We start from the raw sequence: 15,691 nt of genomic DNA on the forward strand, positions 1-15,691 counted from the left end.
TGCGGCGGGTTGCATAGGCAAATTTTGGCCCTACATTCCTTGTTGAATTTCAGCACACTGTCCGACGTGTTTTCATAGTAGATGCTAATGTGAACTGGCCGAATCGCGGTCGTCCACGGGGGGTGACTCATGGCGGAGCAGAAACCAAGCCGATCCACAGCCACCTCCGTCGCGGGCGAAGTGGAAGCAGGACTTCTTTCTCAGTTACGCGTTATATTGGATATCTACTGGGTATCGCCGGTCCGTAATCGGCTGATTCTGATGATTCTCGGCGTTGTCAGTATCATCATCGTCACGTCAGCGGGCCAGGTGCTGCTGAACCGCTGGAATGTACCATTTTACGATTCACTGTCGCGACGCGATTTCCCGGCTTTCGTCGACCAGTTGATGGTGTTTTTCGCAATCGCTTCGGTTCTTCTCGTTTTCAACGTGGCACAAACCTGGCTGAACCAGATGACGCGGCTGAAGCTGCGCGAGGGACTGACGCGTGATCTGGTCGGTGAATGGCTGGAACCGCGCAGGGCATTCAAGCTCTCGAATTCTGGACCGATTGGCGTCAATCCCGACCAGCGTCTGCACGAAGATGCGCGGCATCTTTCGGAAATGTCGACCGATCTCGGATTTGGATTGTTGCAGGCTACGATATTGCTCGTGAGCTTCATCGGTGTGCTGTGGACGTTTTCCAGTGGTTTCGTGTTCAATGTCTATGGTTATAGCTTTTCCATCCCTGGTTACATGGTTTGGGCAGCTATTCTCTATGCCGCATCTGCGTCGTGGCTCAGCTGGCTCGTCGGACGTAAATTGATCCGGTACAATGCGGACCGCTACCAGAAAGAGTCCGAGCTCCGTTTTTCGCTAATGCGAGTCAACGAGCACATCGATGCAATCTCGCTCTATAGAGGAGAGGCTGACGAAAATCGCCGGATCGGCTTTGATATCGACAGCCTCCTCGCTGCAATCCGCTTGCTGGTTACGGCGCTGACACAGCTGACCTGGGTCACTTCCGGTTATGGCTGGATCACCATTGTCGCGCCCATTCTCGTGGCGGCACCCGTCTACTTTGCCGGAAATCTGTCATTTGGCGGGTTGATGGCGGCGATCGGGGCGTTCAACCAGGTGCATGATGCCTTGAAATGGTTCGTCAATAATTTCGGCGCCATCGCCGACTGGCGTGCCACGCTCTTGCGCGTGACCTCGTTCCGGCAGGCGGTGCAGGCGACCGACATCAAGAACAGCGTCGAACAACGGATCACGTTCACGCAGTCGGAGTCGAACCAGATCGTCCTCGACAAACTGAAGATCACCGCCCCGCGCGAGACAGTTCGCTTGAAGGAGAAGAAGGCCGTCGTCAAGGAAGGCGAACGTGTGTTGATTACCAGTGAACCCGGGATCGACAGAACCTTGCTCTTTCGAGCCATGGCCGGCCTCTGGCCCTGGGGGGCGGGCACCGTCAGTCTGCCGGCGAATACCAACATTCTTTTCATGCCGCGCCTGCCTTATTTCCCTCCAGGCACCTTGCGTGAGGCGATGTCCTATCCTGTCGGCAAAGAAGGATTTTCCGATGAGGAACTTGTCTCGGCGCTACATGAGCTGGGATTGACCCGGCTCGAACCGATGCTCGACTTCAGGGCGCGCTGGGATCGGGAATTGAGTGACGATGAACAGCAGTCCCTGGCTTTTGCGCGGCTCAAACTGCACAAACCGACCTGGGTCGTGATTGATGAGGCGCTGGATGGTATGGAGAAGGACGCCTACGAACGGGTTACCGCTGTGCTGCGCGATGACCTGGCCAAATCAACAGTCGTCCATATCGGGCGCGAGGACAAAAACGATCATGTCTTCTCCAAGGTGCTGCATTTCGTCAGCGATCCTTCCGGCCACGGACTTGAAGAAGAGGGTATCGCAGGCGTTTGATCACGGCCGTTTCATGTTTAATCAGCACGGAGGCTAGCTTACTCAGCATCCTCCGGCCTGACCAAATCAGAGAAAATAATCCTGCAGCGGCCTCACTTCCAGCGATCCGGCCTTAAGCGCGGCAATAGCTTCGGCGACGGCATCGGCACCAGAGAGAGTCGTGTAGTACGGGACCTTCTGCATCAATGTTGCACGGCGCAGCGACTTCGAATCCGAGATCGCCTTGGCACTGTCGGTAGTGTTGAAGACCAATTGCACCTGGCGGTTCCGGATGGCGTCCTCCACATGAGGGCGACCTTCCTGCACCTTGTTGATTTTCTGGGCTTCGACACCGTTTTCGCCGAGGAAGCGCGCGGTGCCTCCTGTAGCGAGAATCTTGAACCCCAACGCGGCCAGACGTTTTACGGGCGCGAGAATACGCTGCTTGTCCTCGTCACGCACCGATACGAACAGCGTTCCATCGCGGGGCAGGTCGACACCGGCACCGAGCTGTGACTTGGCGAAGGCCAGGGCATAATCGTAGTCGAGCCCCATGACTTCGCCGGTCGAGCGCATTTCCGGTCCGAGCAATGTGTCGACGCCGGGAAAACGTGCGAAGGGAAACACGGCTTCTTTTACCGCGATGTGCTTGCGCGCCGTCGTTGAAGGTTTGCCGCCATAGTTGGCCAGTGCTTCATCCAGCGTTTCGCCAGCCATGATACGCGCCGCAACCTTGGCAATCGGCGTACCGATGGTCTTGGCGACGAAAGGCACTGTGCGCGAGGCGCGGGGATTGACTTCAAGCACATAGATTGTGCCGTTCTTGATGGCGTATTGCACGTTCATCAAGCCGACGACATTCAGCGATTTGGCGAGCGCGGCGGTTTGCTTTTCGAGTTCGGCGACGGTTTCGGCCGAAAGCGAGTGCACCGGAAGCGAACAGGCACTGTCGCCCGAATGGATACCGGCCTCTTCGATGTGCTCCATGATTCCGGAGATCCAAGTGTTCTTGCCGTCGCAGAGGCAGTCCACGTCGACCTCGATTGCTTCGCTCAGATAGCGGTCAAAGAGGAGCGGGTTTTTGCCCAGCAGCGTGTTGATCTGGCCGGTCTTGTCATTCGGATATTTCTGCTTGATATCCTCGGGCACGAGTTCCGGCACCGTATCCAGCAGGTAACTCTGCAGGCCGCGCTCGTCGTGGATGATCTGCATGGCGCGGCCGCCCAAAACATAGGACGGGCGAACGACGAGCGGAAAGCCGAGCTCGCCGGCAATGGTGCGGGCCTGTTCAACGGAATAGGCGATGCCGTTTTTCGGCTGGGCAAGGTCGAGTTTGATCAGGAGCTTCTGGAAACGGTCGCGATCTTCAGCGAGGTCGATTGCGTCGGGTGAGGTGCCGAGGATCGGGATGCCGGCTTTCTCAAGGGCATCCGCAAGCTTCAGCGGAGTCTGACCGCCAAACTGGACGATGACGCCGTGCAGCGTTCCGGCCGTCTGTTCGGCGCGCAGGATCTCCAACACATCTTCGGCGGTCAGCGGTTCGAAATAGAGCCGGTCCGACGTATCGTAATCCGTCGAGACAGTCTCCGGATTGCAGTTGATCATGATGGCTTCGTAGCCTGCATCACGCAGGGCAAAGGCGGCATGGCAGCAGCAATAATCGAACTCAATGCCCTGGCCAATACGGTTCGGACCGCCGCCAAGGATGACAACTTTCTTTCGATCGGAGACTTGCGCTTCGGACGAGAGCGCGCCGGCGAATGGCACTTCATAGGTCGAGTACATGTAAGCGGTCGGCGAAGCAAATTCGGCGGCGCAGGTATCGATGCGCTTGAAGACCGGATGGACATCGAGCTTGTGGCGCAGCTTGGTGACTTCGCTGGGTTCGATTCTGGCGAGGCTGGCAAGGCGCGCATCGGAAAAGCCCATGCCTTTCAACATGCGCAGGTTCTGCGCATCCTGCGGCAGGCCGTGCTCCCGCACGCGCTCTTCCGTAGCGACAATCTCCGCCATCTGTTCCAGGAACCATGGATCGATCTTGCAGCCTTCGTGAACTTCCTCGACAGAGAGTCCAAGACGCAGGGCCTGGCCGACCATGCGCAGGCGATCAGGTGTCGGCACACCGATAGCGGCACGGATGGCATTGTTGTCATTGCCTTCGCCAAGGCCGGGAATTGCGATCTCATCGAGGCCGGTAAGCCCGGTTTCAAGGCCGCGCAGCGCTTTCTGCAGTGATTCCTTGAAGGTGCGGCCAATGGCCATGACTTCGCCGACTGATTTCATTGCGGTCGTCAGCGTCGGTTCGGCGCCGGGGAACTTTTCGAAGGCGAAGCGCGGGATCTTGGTGACGACATAGTCGATGGACGGCTCGAACGAAGCAGGGGTGGCTCCACCAGTAATGTCGTTGTCGAGCTCGTCCAGCGTATAACCAACGGCGAGTTTCGCCGCAATCTTGGCGATCGGGAAGCCCGTTGCCTTCGACGCCAGGGCGGACGAACGCGACACGCGCGGGTTCATTTCGATGACGATCAGATGGCCATTTTCCGGATTGACCGCGAACTGTACATTCGAGCCGCCGGTTTCAACGCCAATCTCGCGTAGCACAGCGATCGAGGCGTTGCGCATGATCTGGTATTCCTTGTCCGTCAAGGTCAAGGCAGGGGCGACGGTGATGGAATCGCCGGTATGGACGCCCATCGGATCGATGTTTTCGATGGAACAGATGATGATGCAGTTATCCGCCTTGTCGCGGACAACCTCCATCTCATATTCCTTCCAGCCAAGGACGGATTCTTCTATCAGCACTTCGGTCGTTGGCGACGCATCGAGACCGCTGCCAATGATCTCGTAGAACTCGGTGCGATTGTAGGCGATGCCGCCGCCGGTCCCGCCCATGGTGAAGGACGGGCGGATAATGGCGGGAAGCCCAACGTGATCGAGCGCCGCACCTGCCATGCCCAGCGCATGGGAAACATAGCGCTGCTTGCGGTCGCCTTCGCCAAGCTGCCACTCGGTCTCAAGCTTGTCCAAAGCCGCGTCGAGTTCGGCTCCGGAATATCTGGCTTTTACGGTTTCACGCTGCTCCTGGTGCAACTTGCGGTCGTGGTCCTTAACTTCGGTGGCATTAGCCAACATGGATTTAGGCGTTTCGAGACCGATCTTGGCCATCGCCTCGCGAAAAAGCGCGCGGTCCTCGGCCTTATCAATAGCCTCGGCGTTGGCACCGATCATCTCGACATTGTAGCGGTCAAGTACACCCATGCGACGAAGCGACAGCGCGGTGTTGAGCGCAGTCTGTCCGCCCATCGTCGGCAGCAGCGCGTCGGGGCGTTCCTTTGCGATGATTTTGGCAACAACTTCCGGGGTGATCGGCTCGATATAAGTCGCGTCGGCCAACTCCGGATCGGTCATGATCGTTGCCGGGTTGGAATTGACGAGGATAACGCGATAACCCTCTTCCTTTAGTGCCTTGCAGGCCTGTGTGCCGGAATAATCGAATTCGCATGCCTGACCGATGATGATCGGACCTGCGCCGATAATCAGAATAGATTTGATGTCGGTGCGTTTTGGCATGTTCGGTTCCTATCAATAGCGGTCTGCACAAAAAACCGCACGGTTTTGACCGTACGGGCAGGCATATAATTCCAAATGCGAGGCTAAGGCTGCCTTATAGGCAAAGGAAGCGCATTGTGTAACCCCAAAAACGCGCGATTTTGCGGTTTTTCGCAGCAGTTTTCGGCCAGATATATCGTGTGCATTAATCAGTCACGAAAATTGATTATCTATCGACTGCAGCTACACGTTGAAAAATAGCACCGTGCGTGAAACAAATATCGCACTATACTGTTGGAACTACAGCGCATCGACGTCTGTGCCGATGCAAGAACCGGGAGACAGGAAATGCGTTGGCAGGGCCGCAGGCAAAGTGACAATGTTGAGGATCAACGCGGCGAGGGCGGCGGATTTCCCGGCGGTATTGGCCGTGGCGGTGGCTTTCGACTTCCAGGTGGTTCCGGCTTTCGCACAGCGCGCGGGGGAGGCTTTTCCGGTATAGTCATACTTGCCGCGATTTTCCTGTTCCTGAAATTCTGCACGAGCATCGATCCGATGCAGATACTGGTTGGTGAAGGCGGCGGCCAGCTCGTGCCCGGCCAGAGCCAAGCGCCAAGCGGCGGCACGTCGGTCAAGAACGACGATCAAATGACGCAGTTCGCGCGCACTGTTCTTGCCGAGACCGAAGACGTCTGGAGCGGTATTTTCCAAGCCGAAGGGCAGACTTATCCGGCGCCGACCATGGTGTTGTTCAGCGGACAAGTCCGCTCCGCCTGTGGCTTTGCAAGCGCTGCGTCGGGACCATTCTACTGCCCCGGCGACAAGAAGCTCTATATCGACCTGAGCTTCTATGACGAACTCGAACAGAAATTCGGCGCTTCCGGGGATTTTGCACAGGCCTATGTCTTAGCGCACGAAGTGGGTCACCACGTACAGAACCTCATCGGCGTCCTGCCGAAATTCAACGCGATGCGGCAGAACATGAGCCAAGCCGACGCGAATTCGATGTCTGTGCGTGTCGAGCTTCAGGCGGATTGCTTCGCCGGTATCTGGGGGCATTTCACCAAGCAGCAGGGCATACTTGAAGCTGGCGACCTTGAAGAGGCACTCAATGCTGCCCAGCAGATCGGCGATGATAATATCCAGCGGAGGACACAGGGCTATGTCGTGCCGGAAAGTTTCAACCACGGCACGTCAGCTCAGCGCGCCAACTGGTTCAAACGCGGTTTCGACAGCGGCAAGCTCGAGAGCTGCGATACTTTCAGTGGAAATATTTGAGCTCCCGTAATCCGCAGCAGCTGATGCCGGTTATCTCTCCCCTTGCGGGAGAGAAAGGATTTTCCTGGATTTAGCCTCTTTGCTAAATCCTTGGAAAATCCAAGTGAGGGGATAGTTCAATGAATCAAATCCCCTCTCTGGCGATTTCTAGCATTTAGCAAGGGCTAAGATGCTGAAATCGCTTTCTCCCCCACAAGGGGGGAGATAAGAGCGTTAGCCAGCGTCCTGTTCACTCATGAAATCCAAACCTAGCGCATGCGCCACGGCGGCGTTTGAGTGAATAGTCGTTGAATCGAACACCGGCAGAGCGAGATTGTCGTGGGTCAGGGACAGACAGATTTCCGTGCAACCGAGAATGACGCAGTCGGCACCGGCATCCTTGCCGCGCTGGACGATCTTTTCCAACGCGTGACGGGAATCATCCTTGACGACACCGCAGCAAAGTTCGTCGAAAATCACCGAATGCACCTTGGCGCGGTCAATCTCATTGGGCACGATCAACTCTATATCGAAATGGTCACGCATGTAATCGGCGTAAAAACCGTGCTCCATTGTGTAGCGCGTCGCAAGAAGCAGGGGCCGCTTCTTGCCCGCTGCCTTCAGCGTGCGGCCGGTTTCATGCCTGATATCGATGAGCGGAACATTGACGGACGCGGCAACCGCATCGGCCACCAGATGCATCGTGTTGGTGCAAATCAGGACGCAGTCCGCACCGGCGCCTTCAAGTCGCTTCGCTGCGCCCGCGAGAAGGGCTGCGGCGTCATCCCAGCGGTCGCTTTTCTGCAACGCGACGACTTCGGCGAAATCCAGCGATTGCAGGGCGATTTTGGCTGAGGCGAGACCGCCCACACGTGTCCGGACCATTTCGTTGATCTGGCGGTAATAAACCGCCGTACTCTCCCAGCTCATTCCGCCGATCAGTCCGATAGTACGCATTTGCAAGTTCCCTGAATTGATTTACTGGCAGGATAATAAATCGGCATGGGCGCAGAGTGTTCGCAAAGTTTGTGGAAGTTCCTTGCGGGCAGACAAAAACCGGGCGTATAATTCACTAAGTGCGCTTAGAAATTGCTGGAGATGCGAGATGCTCGATGATCGTGATCGCAAGATACTCAATTTGCTGCAGGAAAATGCGTCGCTTGCCGTCTCTGATCTGGCCGATCGGGTAAGCCTTTCAATCTCCGCCTGTTCGCGGCGCATTCAGCGTCTGGAGGACGATGGCTATATCGCCAAGCGGGTCGTGCTTCTGGATCGTGCACATGCCGGCTTGCCGACGACGATGTTCGTGATCGTGCGTACAGCCCGCCATTCTGCCGGTTGGCTTGAACAGTTTCGTGCGGCGATCGTCGACATTCCCGAAATTGTCGAAGTGCATCGCATGACCGGGACGATCGACTATATCCTGAAATTGGTACTGCCGCGTGTCGAAGCCTATGACGACATCTATAAGGCGCTTGTGGAGAAGGTCGAGTTCTTCGATATATCCGCCTCCGTTTCGATGGAAACATTGAAAGCCACGACCGCGGTTCCAACGCACTATGCCCGCTAGATTCAGGTGAATGCCGGCCTGACCTGAATCACTAGCCTCTGATTGCGCACAATTTGACAGGGTTTGTCAGTAGGATTTTGCCCAAAAGGCACTTTCTGGTGGCGGAATGGCGGATTTCCTGATCATGTTCACGGATTGTTTCGCGCCTTCTAGGGCCTGCTGGTATTCACGCTCTGACGGCCTGCAAATGGCGTTTTTCTGCGCTCCGGTGCTCACGTACCTTAAAGTACGCTGCGCTCCGGTGCTCGAAACCCACCATTTTCGTCACGTCAGAGCGAGAATCTCAACAGGCCCTCCTGCAATACAACGATTTTCCGCGCAGTTGCAGACATAAACGCCAGTTGCGAGTTTTCCGATGATTGACCCTATCCTGGCCAAACGCGGCCTGACGCTCGTCTTCATGATCCTGCTGCTGGATATCATCGGCATCGGTATCATCGTTCCGGTTCTGCCCGAGTATCTTGAGGAACTCACCGGCACGGATGTGGGGAATGCAGCAATTTACGGCGGGTGGCTGCTTTTCGCCTATGCCGGAATGCAGTTTGTTTTTGCGCCGCTGATCGGGAATCTGAGCGATCGCTTCGGCCGTAGGCCAATATTGCTGACGTCGGTTATTACCTTCGCATTGGACAATCTGATTTGCGCGCTTGCACCAAACTTCGCCATCCTGCTGATTGGCCGAATCCTTTCAGGTATCAGCGGCGGCAGTTACTCTACGGCCTCCGCTTACATCGCCGATGTCAGCACGGACGAAAACCGCGCAAAGAATTTCGGCCTGCTTGGCATTGCATTCGGCATTGGTTTTATTCTTGGGCCGATCATTGGCGGCTTCCTCGGCGAGTTTGGCCCCCGCATACCGTTTTACGGGGCGGCGCTGATCTCGTTTCTGAATTTCGTCGCCGCTTATTTCCTTCTGCCCGAAACGCTCGCCGCGAAGGATCGCCGGAAATTCGAATGGAAGCGGTCCAATCCGCTTGGCGCCCTGAAACAGATGCGCAATCACACAGGCATTCTGTGGATCGGCCTCGTGTTCTTCATGCTGACGCTCGGACACATGTCGTATCCGGCGGTATGGGCCTATGTCGGCAGTTACCGCTATGGCTGGAGCGAAAGCGATATCGGCATGTCGCTTGGCATCTACGGCCTGTGTGCGGCAATCGTGATGGGGCTCGTCTTGCCTCGCATCGTGTCGAGATTTGGCGAATGGCGCACGGCCGTCATCGGCCTCGCCTTTGCCGCGCTCGGTTTCTTCGGCTATGCCGGCGCCTGGCAGGGGTGGCTGGTCTATGTGGTAATTGTTGCGACCTGCCTTGAAGGCGTCGCTGATCCGGCCATGCGCAGTATCGCCTCCGCCAAAGTGCCCGCATCGGAGCAAGGCGAGCTGCAGGGGGCAATGACCAGCCTGTTCAGCATCACCAACATTATCGGCCCGCTGATCTTCACGCAGATATTCGCGATCTTCACCGCGCCGGGCGCATCCATCACCTTTAGTGGCGCGCCCTATGTGCTTGGCGGGATTTTCGTGCTGATCGGCCTGATTGTTTTCGTGCTGCGCGTCGAAAAGCCGTCGCTGGCCAAAGACGAGGTTCTCGTTCCGGGTGCGTTGGCCCAGAACGAGGCCGGATAAGCAGTTTTATAGTCCGAGGTCTGACAGGCCGGGATGATCGGCTGGACGTGGTCCGGAGCGGTCCCAGTGAAACTTGCGTTCGGATTCCTTGATCGGGAGGTCGTTGATGCAAGCAAACCGCTTTTGCATCAGGCCGTTTTCGTCGAATTCCCAGTTTTCATTGCCGTAGGCACGAAACCAGTTGCCGGAATCATCGTGGTATTCGTAAGCGAAGCGAACGGCGATTCGGTTGTCAGTGAATGCCCAAAGCTCCTTGATCAGCCGGTAATCGAGTTCACGATTCCACTTGCGCGTGAGGAAAGCCACAATTGCCTCGCGTCCCTCGACAAACTCTGCACGATTGCGCCAATAGCTGTCGATCGTATATGCCAGCGATACGCGCTCGGGGTTGCGGCTGTTCCAACCGTCCTCGGCGCCACGGACTTTTTGCACCGCGGTTTCGTGCGTAAATGGAGGTAGGGGCGGGCGCTGTTCCGACATGGTCGATACTCCTCATTTTTACGTTCCGCGCGTCGCACGAAACTGATCGAGGCAATGATTATTCCAACCGAGGTGTTTTTTCCATGTCCTATGAAAAGCGTATTGCACTCAATGCCCGCGGCCTCTCCCTATCCCGGCTGGTTCTAGGTGCCTGGCGCCTGCTGAACGAACCGGAAAAGCCTGACGCGGGCAGCGTGGCGAGGCTGATCGCTGCTGCGATCGATCTTGGCATGACGAGCTTCGATCACGCGGATATTTATGGGAACTACGGTGTTGAGGAAGCGTTCGGTGCCGGGCTCAAGCGCTGGGGCGGCAAGCGCGAAGCCTTCGAACTGGTCACCAAATGCGATATCATGCTGAAGTCGGATGCGCGGCCTGATAACCGGATCAAGCATTACGATACCAGTGCCGCACACATCAAAGCCTCGGTGGATCGTTCGCTCACGAACCTGCACACGGACTACATCGATCTATTGCTTATTCATCGCCCCGATCCGCTGATGTACGCGGATGCAACAGCGGCAGCGCTTGAGACTATCGTCAAGGCAGGAAAGGTGAGAGCAGTCGGCGTCTCCAATTTTTCGCCTTCGCAGTTCGATCTCCTGGCTTCGCGATTGCCCTTTCCCTTGGTTACCAACCAGATTGAGATGTCGGTCCTGAATACCACGCCGCTTTCGGACGGCAGTCTCGATCACGCACAACGCCTGCGTTATGTGCCTATGATCTGGTCTCCGCTGGGTGGCGGTAGTCTGTTCACGGGCGATGGGGTGCAGGAACAACGCGTGTGTGAGGCTTTGCAAGCGGTTGCAGATGAGATCGGCGGAGCCGAGATATCTGCGATAGCGATCGCATGGCTGTTGCGCCATCCAGCGAGGCTGATCCCGGTTCTTGGCAGTCTCAAGGTCGAGCGGCTGACCGCGATGGTATCTGCGTTGGATATCGAGCTCGATCGCCAGCAGTGGTTTGCGATATTAAAGGCAAGTACTGGCCACGACGTCGCCTGATCAGGCGGCGTGATCGCGTTCGGGCAGTGTCTCCATGCCCTTGCTCTCCCGGATCAGGTTGAAGAACCGACGGAACAGATAATGTGAGTCCTGCGGACCCGGCGACGCTTCGGGGTGATGCTGCACTGAAAAGACCGGACGGCCGACAACACGCAGGCCGCAATTGCTGCCGTCGAACAGGGAGATATGGGTTTCCTCGACGCCATCCGGAAAGGATTCGGCATCGACGGCAAAGCCGTGGTTCATTGAAACGATCTCGACCTTGCCCGTCGTGTCATCTCGCACCGGATGGTTCGCGCCGTGATGGCCCTGGTGCATCTTCTTGGTATCGCCGCCAAGTGCGAGCGCCAGCATCTGGTGACCGAGGCAGATGCCGAAGACCGGAATGTCGGTCTTGATAAGCTCCTTGATGGCTGGAACGGCGTATTTACCGGTCGCCGCCGGATCGCCTGGTCCATTGGAGAGGAAGATGCCATCCGGTTTATGGGCCAGAACGTCTTCGGCGGTGGCGTTAGCCGGGAGAATGGTGACTTTTGCACCAAGACCGGCGATGAGCCGCAGGATATTGCGCTTGATGCCATAGTCGATGGCGACAACGTGGAACTCCGGCGCCGTTTGCTCGTCAAAGCCTTCGTTCCACACCCATGGCTTCTCGGTCCAAACGGAACTCTGCCCCGACGTAACGTCTTTGGCGAGGTCGAGGTCAAGCAGGCCATGCCACGCCGCGGCGCGCTTTTTCAACGCTGGAATATCGAACTTGCCGTCCGGGTCATGGGCAATCACAGCGTTCGGCATACCCTTCTCGCGGATGAGAACTGTCAGGGCGCGGGTGTCGACGCCAGCCAGAGCAATAACGCCGCGCGCTTTCAACCAATGATCCAGGTGGTCGGCAGCGCGATAACTCGAAGGCGCGGTAATATCGGCCTTGAAGATTGCACCAACCGCACCGGCGCGGTTGGCCGGGGTCAGATCCTCGATGTCTTCCTTGTTGGTGCCGACATTGCCTATATGCGGGAATGTAAAGGTGACGATCTGGCCGGCATAGGACGGATCAGTAAGAATCTCCTCGTAGCCGGTAAGCGCGGTGTTGAAGCAGACTTCGGCTTCGCAGATGCCGGTCGCACCAAGGCCCTTGCCTTCGATGACGGTGCCATCGGCCAGAACCAGCAATGCCGTCGGCTTGAATTCCGTCCAGCCCGCGGTCTTTGACGATGTACCGGCGTCTGTCGTTGTGTTGGTGATCATGCGGCACTCCTGAACGTGGGCTTGCGTCGTTGCCGGCGTTGAAAAACACCGTCCAACGTTCCATATGACATGGCTGAACGCGGTGGTGACTTGGCTCCCCACCGCAGCAACAACAAAATGTCTGGCTAAGACCCAGTCCATAAACAAAGCCGCGCTCAACGTCAATTGCGACACAAGAACTCTTCGTGGAATCATGCCAGACCGCATGGGACGATGATTGTTTTCGCGTCGAGCCAGCCATAGAGTGCGCGCAACCAGGAGGCTCTAGATATGCGCGATACCATCGCAGCGGCACTAACCACAGCCATCAAAGCACAAGACAAGCGCCGCGTGCCGACGCTGCGCCTGATCATGTCCGCCATCAAGGATCGCGATATTCTCAACCGGGGTTCGGGCAAGGAGCCTGCAACCAATGACGAGATAAGCTCCATTCTTGCCAAGATGATCAAGCAGCGCGAAGAGTCGGCAAAGCTTTACGAAGATGGCAACCGTTCGGAACTCGCCGCGCAGGAACGTGCGGAAATCGAGATCATTCGCGACTTCATGCCGAAGCAGTTGAACGATGCGGAGATCCGCCATGCGGCCAAGCAGGTTGTCGATGAAATCGGTGCAAGCGGCCTGCGCGATATGGGCAAGAGCATGAACGTGCTCAAGGAACGATATGCCGGCCAGATGGATTTCAGCAAAGCCAGCAGCATCGTCAAAGAGATTCTGCAATAGGCGAGTTCATCGCCTTCGTGTGACACTTCTGGTGTACGATCCGAAGGCGATGAACTGCAGACCCAGTCGGCCCTACCTTATTTTCTGATAGGCTTTGTGCCCCGTCCCCACTCGTTCCGCTTCGAAAAGCGTTGAGTGGATTCGTCGCAATAGAGGGGAAGATCGTAGCGGTACGGGAAATAGCAGTCTTTAAATTGTGGGTACCAATAACCATTCGCACGCCAGAGGCCGTCAACGCGATGCACGTGGTATTTGTGAGCGCCATGAGTTTTACCGTGCGCCATCGATATGGTTGCCGAGCCGGACGTGAACATAGCGGCCAAAGCCAACGTCAATAAGATTGTTCCTGATTTTCTCATCATTTGCTCCTACATTGGAAGCCCAAGATTGTTGGAAACTATCCTAACATAGGTTCGGCAAGTCGGTCACAACATACGTTGGTTCAGCGCCGATCCATTTTTTCCCGCAAATCGGCGAGCGCTTGCATTGCCGCTTCTTCGCGCGTCATGCCCTCTTTCATGTATTTGATAATCAGACGCTCCTGAAATTCCAGCTCTTCCACAGTGTGTTTGTCTAAGGGACTCTCCGGGGATTTTGACTTGCGCTTCATGGCCACTCAACCTTGTTTCAGCAGGAATATTGTCAGGAAAATGTGGCATTTGTTCAGGATACCGTGAAGCGGGAATCATGCTCGGCGCGGGACCAAAGGTTTGACCGGTTTGGCAACCTGCAGACACTAAGAGCAGCCGAAGCTCCAAACATATCGTCGTTCTTGCCTCTTGCTTCACTCAAATTACCGTTGTGGTTATGGCGGAATGTTCCGTGACGGCATATCGTCCACCCCGGATTGTCATTGATGCGCCAGCTTTTGGGGAGACTATCATGGCTAAAACCGCTGCTCATCTTGATTTCAAGTCGGCTTTCAAGATGGAGCCAGATCCAAAAAATGCTCTCGTGTTCAAGATCACGCCGCTGAAGGGTGTTTCGGCATCTGATGCCATTAGGACAATGCGGCGTATAACACTTGCGGAGCAGCTCGTAACAACAATGTCGGTGGGAGGCAGGATAAAGATTCTTGCCGAGGGAGATTCCTGGATCAACGTCCTCTGGCCCGAGTCAAGCGCGTTGGGATACGAAATGACCTTTGTTAACGCCCTCGCAAAAGATACCGCAAAGTATGACACACTTAATATTGGTTTTCCGGGCGACACGTTCGCGGAAATTACAAGAAATCCGCCCCAATACAAACAACCGATTTCGGGGGGACAAAGGCAGTTTTTCATATTTTCAGGTGGCGGCAATGACTTCCTTGGAGGCGGGAGTTTGGCCAAGTACGTCAAGCGCTTTTCTCAAGGCGGAGGCTCGAGTGATCCGCGTGACTACATCAAGGATAGCGAATTCAAACAAATCTTGAACGGGCTCAAAGCCGGATACAGACAGATGGTGAAAAACGTCAACGTCTGGTCAAGCGGCTACACCCATGTCCTTCTGCAGGGGTACGACTACGCGCATCCGCGCAACAACGGGCCATGGCTGGGCAAACCGTTCAAGGCGCTGGGGTACGCCTGGGACAGCGATATCGCCAAAGAGATCGTGAAGTACTCCGTCGACAGGTTTTATGAATTGCTGGCGGGAGTCGCGGATTCGTCCGCAAAGGTGCATCTTGTCGATGCAAGAAATTGCTGCCAGGGCAATTGGCATGATGAACTTCACCCGAACGAAAAAGCTTCAAAGAAGATTGCAAAAAAATTCGATGCGGCAATCGACCAAATTCTTGCCGTGTCCTGACACCTCCAGAACACCTCGGAAAACCTTGACGCAGCTGGCTTAAGCCGGCACCAATGCATCCAGCTCCGGCAGCAGTACAACGCTTTCCTGCTCGTTCGGGTCGCTGCGGGCAATGATCGCGGTGCAAGGCGTACTGCTGAGATTGGCCGGCAGATGCGGAACGCCGGCCGGAATGTAGAAAAGCTCCCCGGCATGCACCACGACATGCTCCTCCAGTCGATTGCCGTACCAGGTATGCGCCTCGCCGGACAGCATATAGATCGCTGTTTCGTGAGCCTCGTGCAGATGCGCCTTGGCGCGCGCGCCAGGCGGGATAGTCAGAAGATGCATGCAGATACCTGTGGATCCGACCGTCTCCGCCGCGATACCCTCGAAATAGTCGAGCCCCTGTTTGCCGCCATAGGTGTGGTGGGGTTTGACTATACGGCAGGTGGGTTTTGATTTTGCATCCATCACTATCCTCCATGGAATTCATGACCGGCTTGAACACTACCACAAAGGGGTTGGCAGCAGCGGAAATCAAAAACTTTTGACCCAACGCGGCCTTTCATGGCA

At 56.2% G+C, this 15,691-nt stretch carries 13 protein-coding genes; 7 read left to right on the forward strand and 6 right to left on the reverse strand.

The window, feature by feature from the left end; genetic code table 11:
* Nucleotides 1-129: 129 nt before the first annotated feature.
* Entirely contained in the window at nucleotides 130-1,914 is a 1,785-nt protein-coding gene (locus LB462_RS20430; protein ID WP_224511792.1) for an ABC transporter ATP-binding protein/permease, read from the forward strand.
* Between the two features lie 66 nt (nucleotides 1,915-1,980).
* On the opposite strand, the gene carB is transcribed toward LB462_RS20430, so the two are convergent.
* Nucleotides 1,981-5,466 carry a carbamoyl-phosphate synthase large subunit gene (gene carB / locus LB462_RS20435; RefSeq protein ID WP_224511802.1) on the reverse strand — a complete coding sequence of 1,162 codons (3,486 nt, stop codon included), beginning with the start codon at nucleotides 5,464-5,466 and terminating at the stop codon, nucleotides 1,981-1,983.
* A 327-nt stretch (nucleotides 5,467-5,793) separates the two neighbouring features.
* Between carB and ypfJ the strand changes: the two genes are divergently transcribed.
* Complete coding sequence (gene ypfJ, locus LB462_RS20440; RefSeq protein ID WP_224511804.1) at nucleotides 5,794-6,723, forward strand: KPN_02809 family neutral zinc metallopeptidase; 930 nt, start codon at nucleotides 5,794-5,796, stop codon at nucleotides 6,721-6,723.
* A 213-nt stretch (nucleotides 6,724-6,936) separates the two neighbouring features.
* Here ypfJ and LB462_RS20445 read toward each other — a convergent pair whose 3' ends face one another.
* Nucleotides 6,937-7,659 carry an aspartate/glutamate racemase family protein gene (locus LB462_RS20445; protein ID WP_224511814.1) on the reverse strand — a complete coding sequence of 241 codons (723 nt, stop codon included), beginning with the start codon at nucleotides 7,657-7,659 and terminating at the stop codon, nucleotides 6,937-6,939.
* 148 nt (nucleotides 7,660-7,807) lie between these two features.
* Between LB462_RS20445 and LB462_RS20450 the strand changes: the two genes are divergently transcribed.
* Both LB462_RS20450 and LB462_RS20455 read left to right on the forward strand, forming a co-directional pair.
* Nucleotides 7,808-8,272 carry an Lrp/AsnC family transcriptional regulator gene (locus LB462_RS20450; RefSeq protein ID WP_224511816.1) on the forward strand — a complete coding sequence of 155 codons (465 nt, stop codon included), beginning with the start codon at nucleotides 7,808-7,810 and terminating at the stop codon, nucleotides 8,270-8,272.
* A gap of 355 nt (nucleotides 8,273-8,627) precedes the next feature.
* Nucleotides 8,628-9,899, forward strand: a complete 1,272-nt coding sequence (locus tag LB462_RS20455) for a TCR/Tet family MFS transporter (RefSeq protein WP_224511817.1) — start codon at nucleotides 8,628-8,630, stop codon at nucleotides 9,897-9,899.
* Nucleotides 9,900-9,905: 6 nt separating this feature from the next.
* Here LB462_RS20455 and LB462_RS20460 read toward each other — a convergent pair whose 3' ends face one another.
* The gene (locus LB462_RS20460) at nucleotides 9,906-10,379 is read right to left on the reverse strand and encodes a nuclear transport factor 2 family protein (RefSeq protein WP_224511819.1); all 474 of its coding nucleotides are present in this window, start codon (nucleotides 10,377-10,379) and stop codon (nucleotides 9,906-9,908) included.
* A gap of 83 nt (nucleotides 10,380-10,462) precedes the next feature.
* On the opposite strand from LB462_RS20460, the gene LB462_RS20465 reads away from it, so the two are divergent.
* Nucleotides 10,463-11,383, forward strand: a complete 921-nt coding sequence (locus tag LB462_RS20465; protein WP_224511821.1) for an aldo/keto reductase — start codon at nucleotides 10,463-10,465, stop codon at nucleotides 11,381-11,383.
* Here the strand turns inward: LB462_RS20465 and carA are convergent, their stop codons facing one another.
* Entirely contained in the window at nucleotides 11,384-12,628 is a 1,245-nt protein-coding gene (carA, locus tag LB462_RS20470; RefSeq protein ID WP_224511823.1) for a glutamine-hydrolyzing carbamoyl-phosphate synthase small subunit, read from the reverse strand. It lies immediately after the preceding gene.
* Between the two features lie 270 nt (nucleotides 12,629-12,898).
* Here carA and LB462_RS20475 point away from each other — a divergent pair, with 270 nt between their 5' ends.
* Entirely contained in the window at nucleotides 12,899-13,348 is a 450-nt protein-coding gene (locus tag LB462_RS20475) for a GatB/YqeY domain-containing protein (protein ID WP_224511825.1), read from the forward strand.
* A 442-nt stretch (nucleotides 13,349-13,790) separates the two neighbouring features.
* On the opposite strand, the gene LB462_RS20480 is transcribed toward LB462_RS20475, so the two are convergent.
* Entirely contained in the window at nucleotides 13,791-13,958 is a 168-nt protein-coding gene (locus tag LB462_RS20480; RefSeq protein ID WP_162701954.1) for a hypothetical protein, read from the reverse strand.
* A gap of 272 nt (nucleotides 13,959-14,230) precedes the next feature.
* Here LB462_RS20480 and LB462_RS20485 point away from each other — a divergent pair, with 272 nt between their 5' ends.
* The gene (locus LB462_RS20485; RefSeq protein ID WP_224511826.1) at nucleotides 14,231-15,136 is read left to right on the forward strand and encodes an SGNH/GDSL hydrolase family protein; all 906 of its coding nucleotides are present in this window, start codon (nucleotides 14,231-14,233) and stop codon (nucleotides 15,134-15,136) included.
* A gap of 39 nt (nucleotides 15,137-15,175) precedes the next feature.
* Here LB462_RS20485 and LB462_RS20490 read toward each other — a convergent pair whose 3' ends face one another.
* Nucleotides 15,176-15,589, reverse strand: coding sequence for a cupin domain-containing protein (locus tag LB462_RS20490; protein WP_224511828.1), 414 nt, complete (start codon nucleotides 15,587-15,589; stop codon nucleotides 15,176-15,178).
* Between the last annotated feature and the right edge of the window lie 102 nt (nucleotides 15,590-15,691).

It is taken from the genome of Phyllobacterium chamaecytisi (assembly GCF_020164455.1).
Lineage (GTDB): Bacteria > Pseudomonadota > Alphaproteobacteria > Rhizobiales > Rhizobiaceae > Phyllobacterium > Phyllobacterium chamaecytisi.

Coding starts and splice junctions, on each gene's coding strand:
- LB462_RS20465 (WP_224511821.1), top strand. CDS start 10,463: ATGTCCTATGAAAAGCGTATTGCACTCAATGCCCGCGGCCTCTCCCTA.
- carB (WP_224511802.1), bottom strand. CDS start 5,466: ATGCCAAAACGCACCGACATCAAATCTATTCTGATTATCGGCGCAGGT.
- LB462_RS20450 (WP_224511816.1), top strand. CDS start 7,808: ATGCTCGATGATCGTGATCGCAAGATACTCAATTTGCTGCAGGAAAAT.
- LB462_RS20460 (WP_224511819.1), bottom strand. CDS start 10,379: ATGTCGGAACAGCGCCCGCCCCTACCTCCATTTACGCACGAAACCGCG.
- LB462_RS20475 (WP_224511825.1), top strand. CDS start 12,899: ATGCGCGATACCATCGCAGCGGCACTAACCACAGCCATCAAAGCACAA.
- ypfJ (WP_224511804.1), top strand. CDS start 5,794: ATGCGTTGGCAGGGCCGCAGGCAAAGTGACAATGTTGAGGATCAACGC.
- LB462_RS20490 (WP_224511828.1), bottom strand. CDS start 15,589: ATGGATGCAAAATCAAAACCCACCTGCCGTATAGTCAAACCCCACCAC.
- carA (WP_224511823.1), bottom strand. CDS start 12,628: ATGATCACCAACACAACGACAGACGCCGGTACATCGTCAAAGACCGCG.
- LB462_RS20480 (WP_162701954.1), bottom strand. CDS start 13,958: ATGAAGCGCAAGTCAAAATCCCCGGAGAGTCCCTTAGACAAACACACT.
- LB462_RS20485 (WP_224511826.1), top strand. CDS start 14,231: ATGGCTAAAACCGCTGCTCATCTTGATTTCAAGTCGGCTTTCAAGATG.
- LB462_RS20430 (WP_224511792.1), top strand. CDS start 130: ATGGCGGAGCAGAAACCAAGCCGATCCACAGCCACCTCCGTCGCGGGC.
- LB462_RS20445 (WP_224511814.1), bottom strand. CDS start 7,659: ATGCGTACTATCGGACTGATCGGCGGAATGAGCTGGGAGAGTACGGCG.
- LB462_RS20455 (WP_224511817.1), top strand. CDS start 8,628: ATGATTGACCCTATCCTGGCCAAACGCGGCCTGACGCTCGTCTTCATG.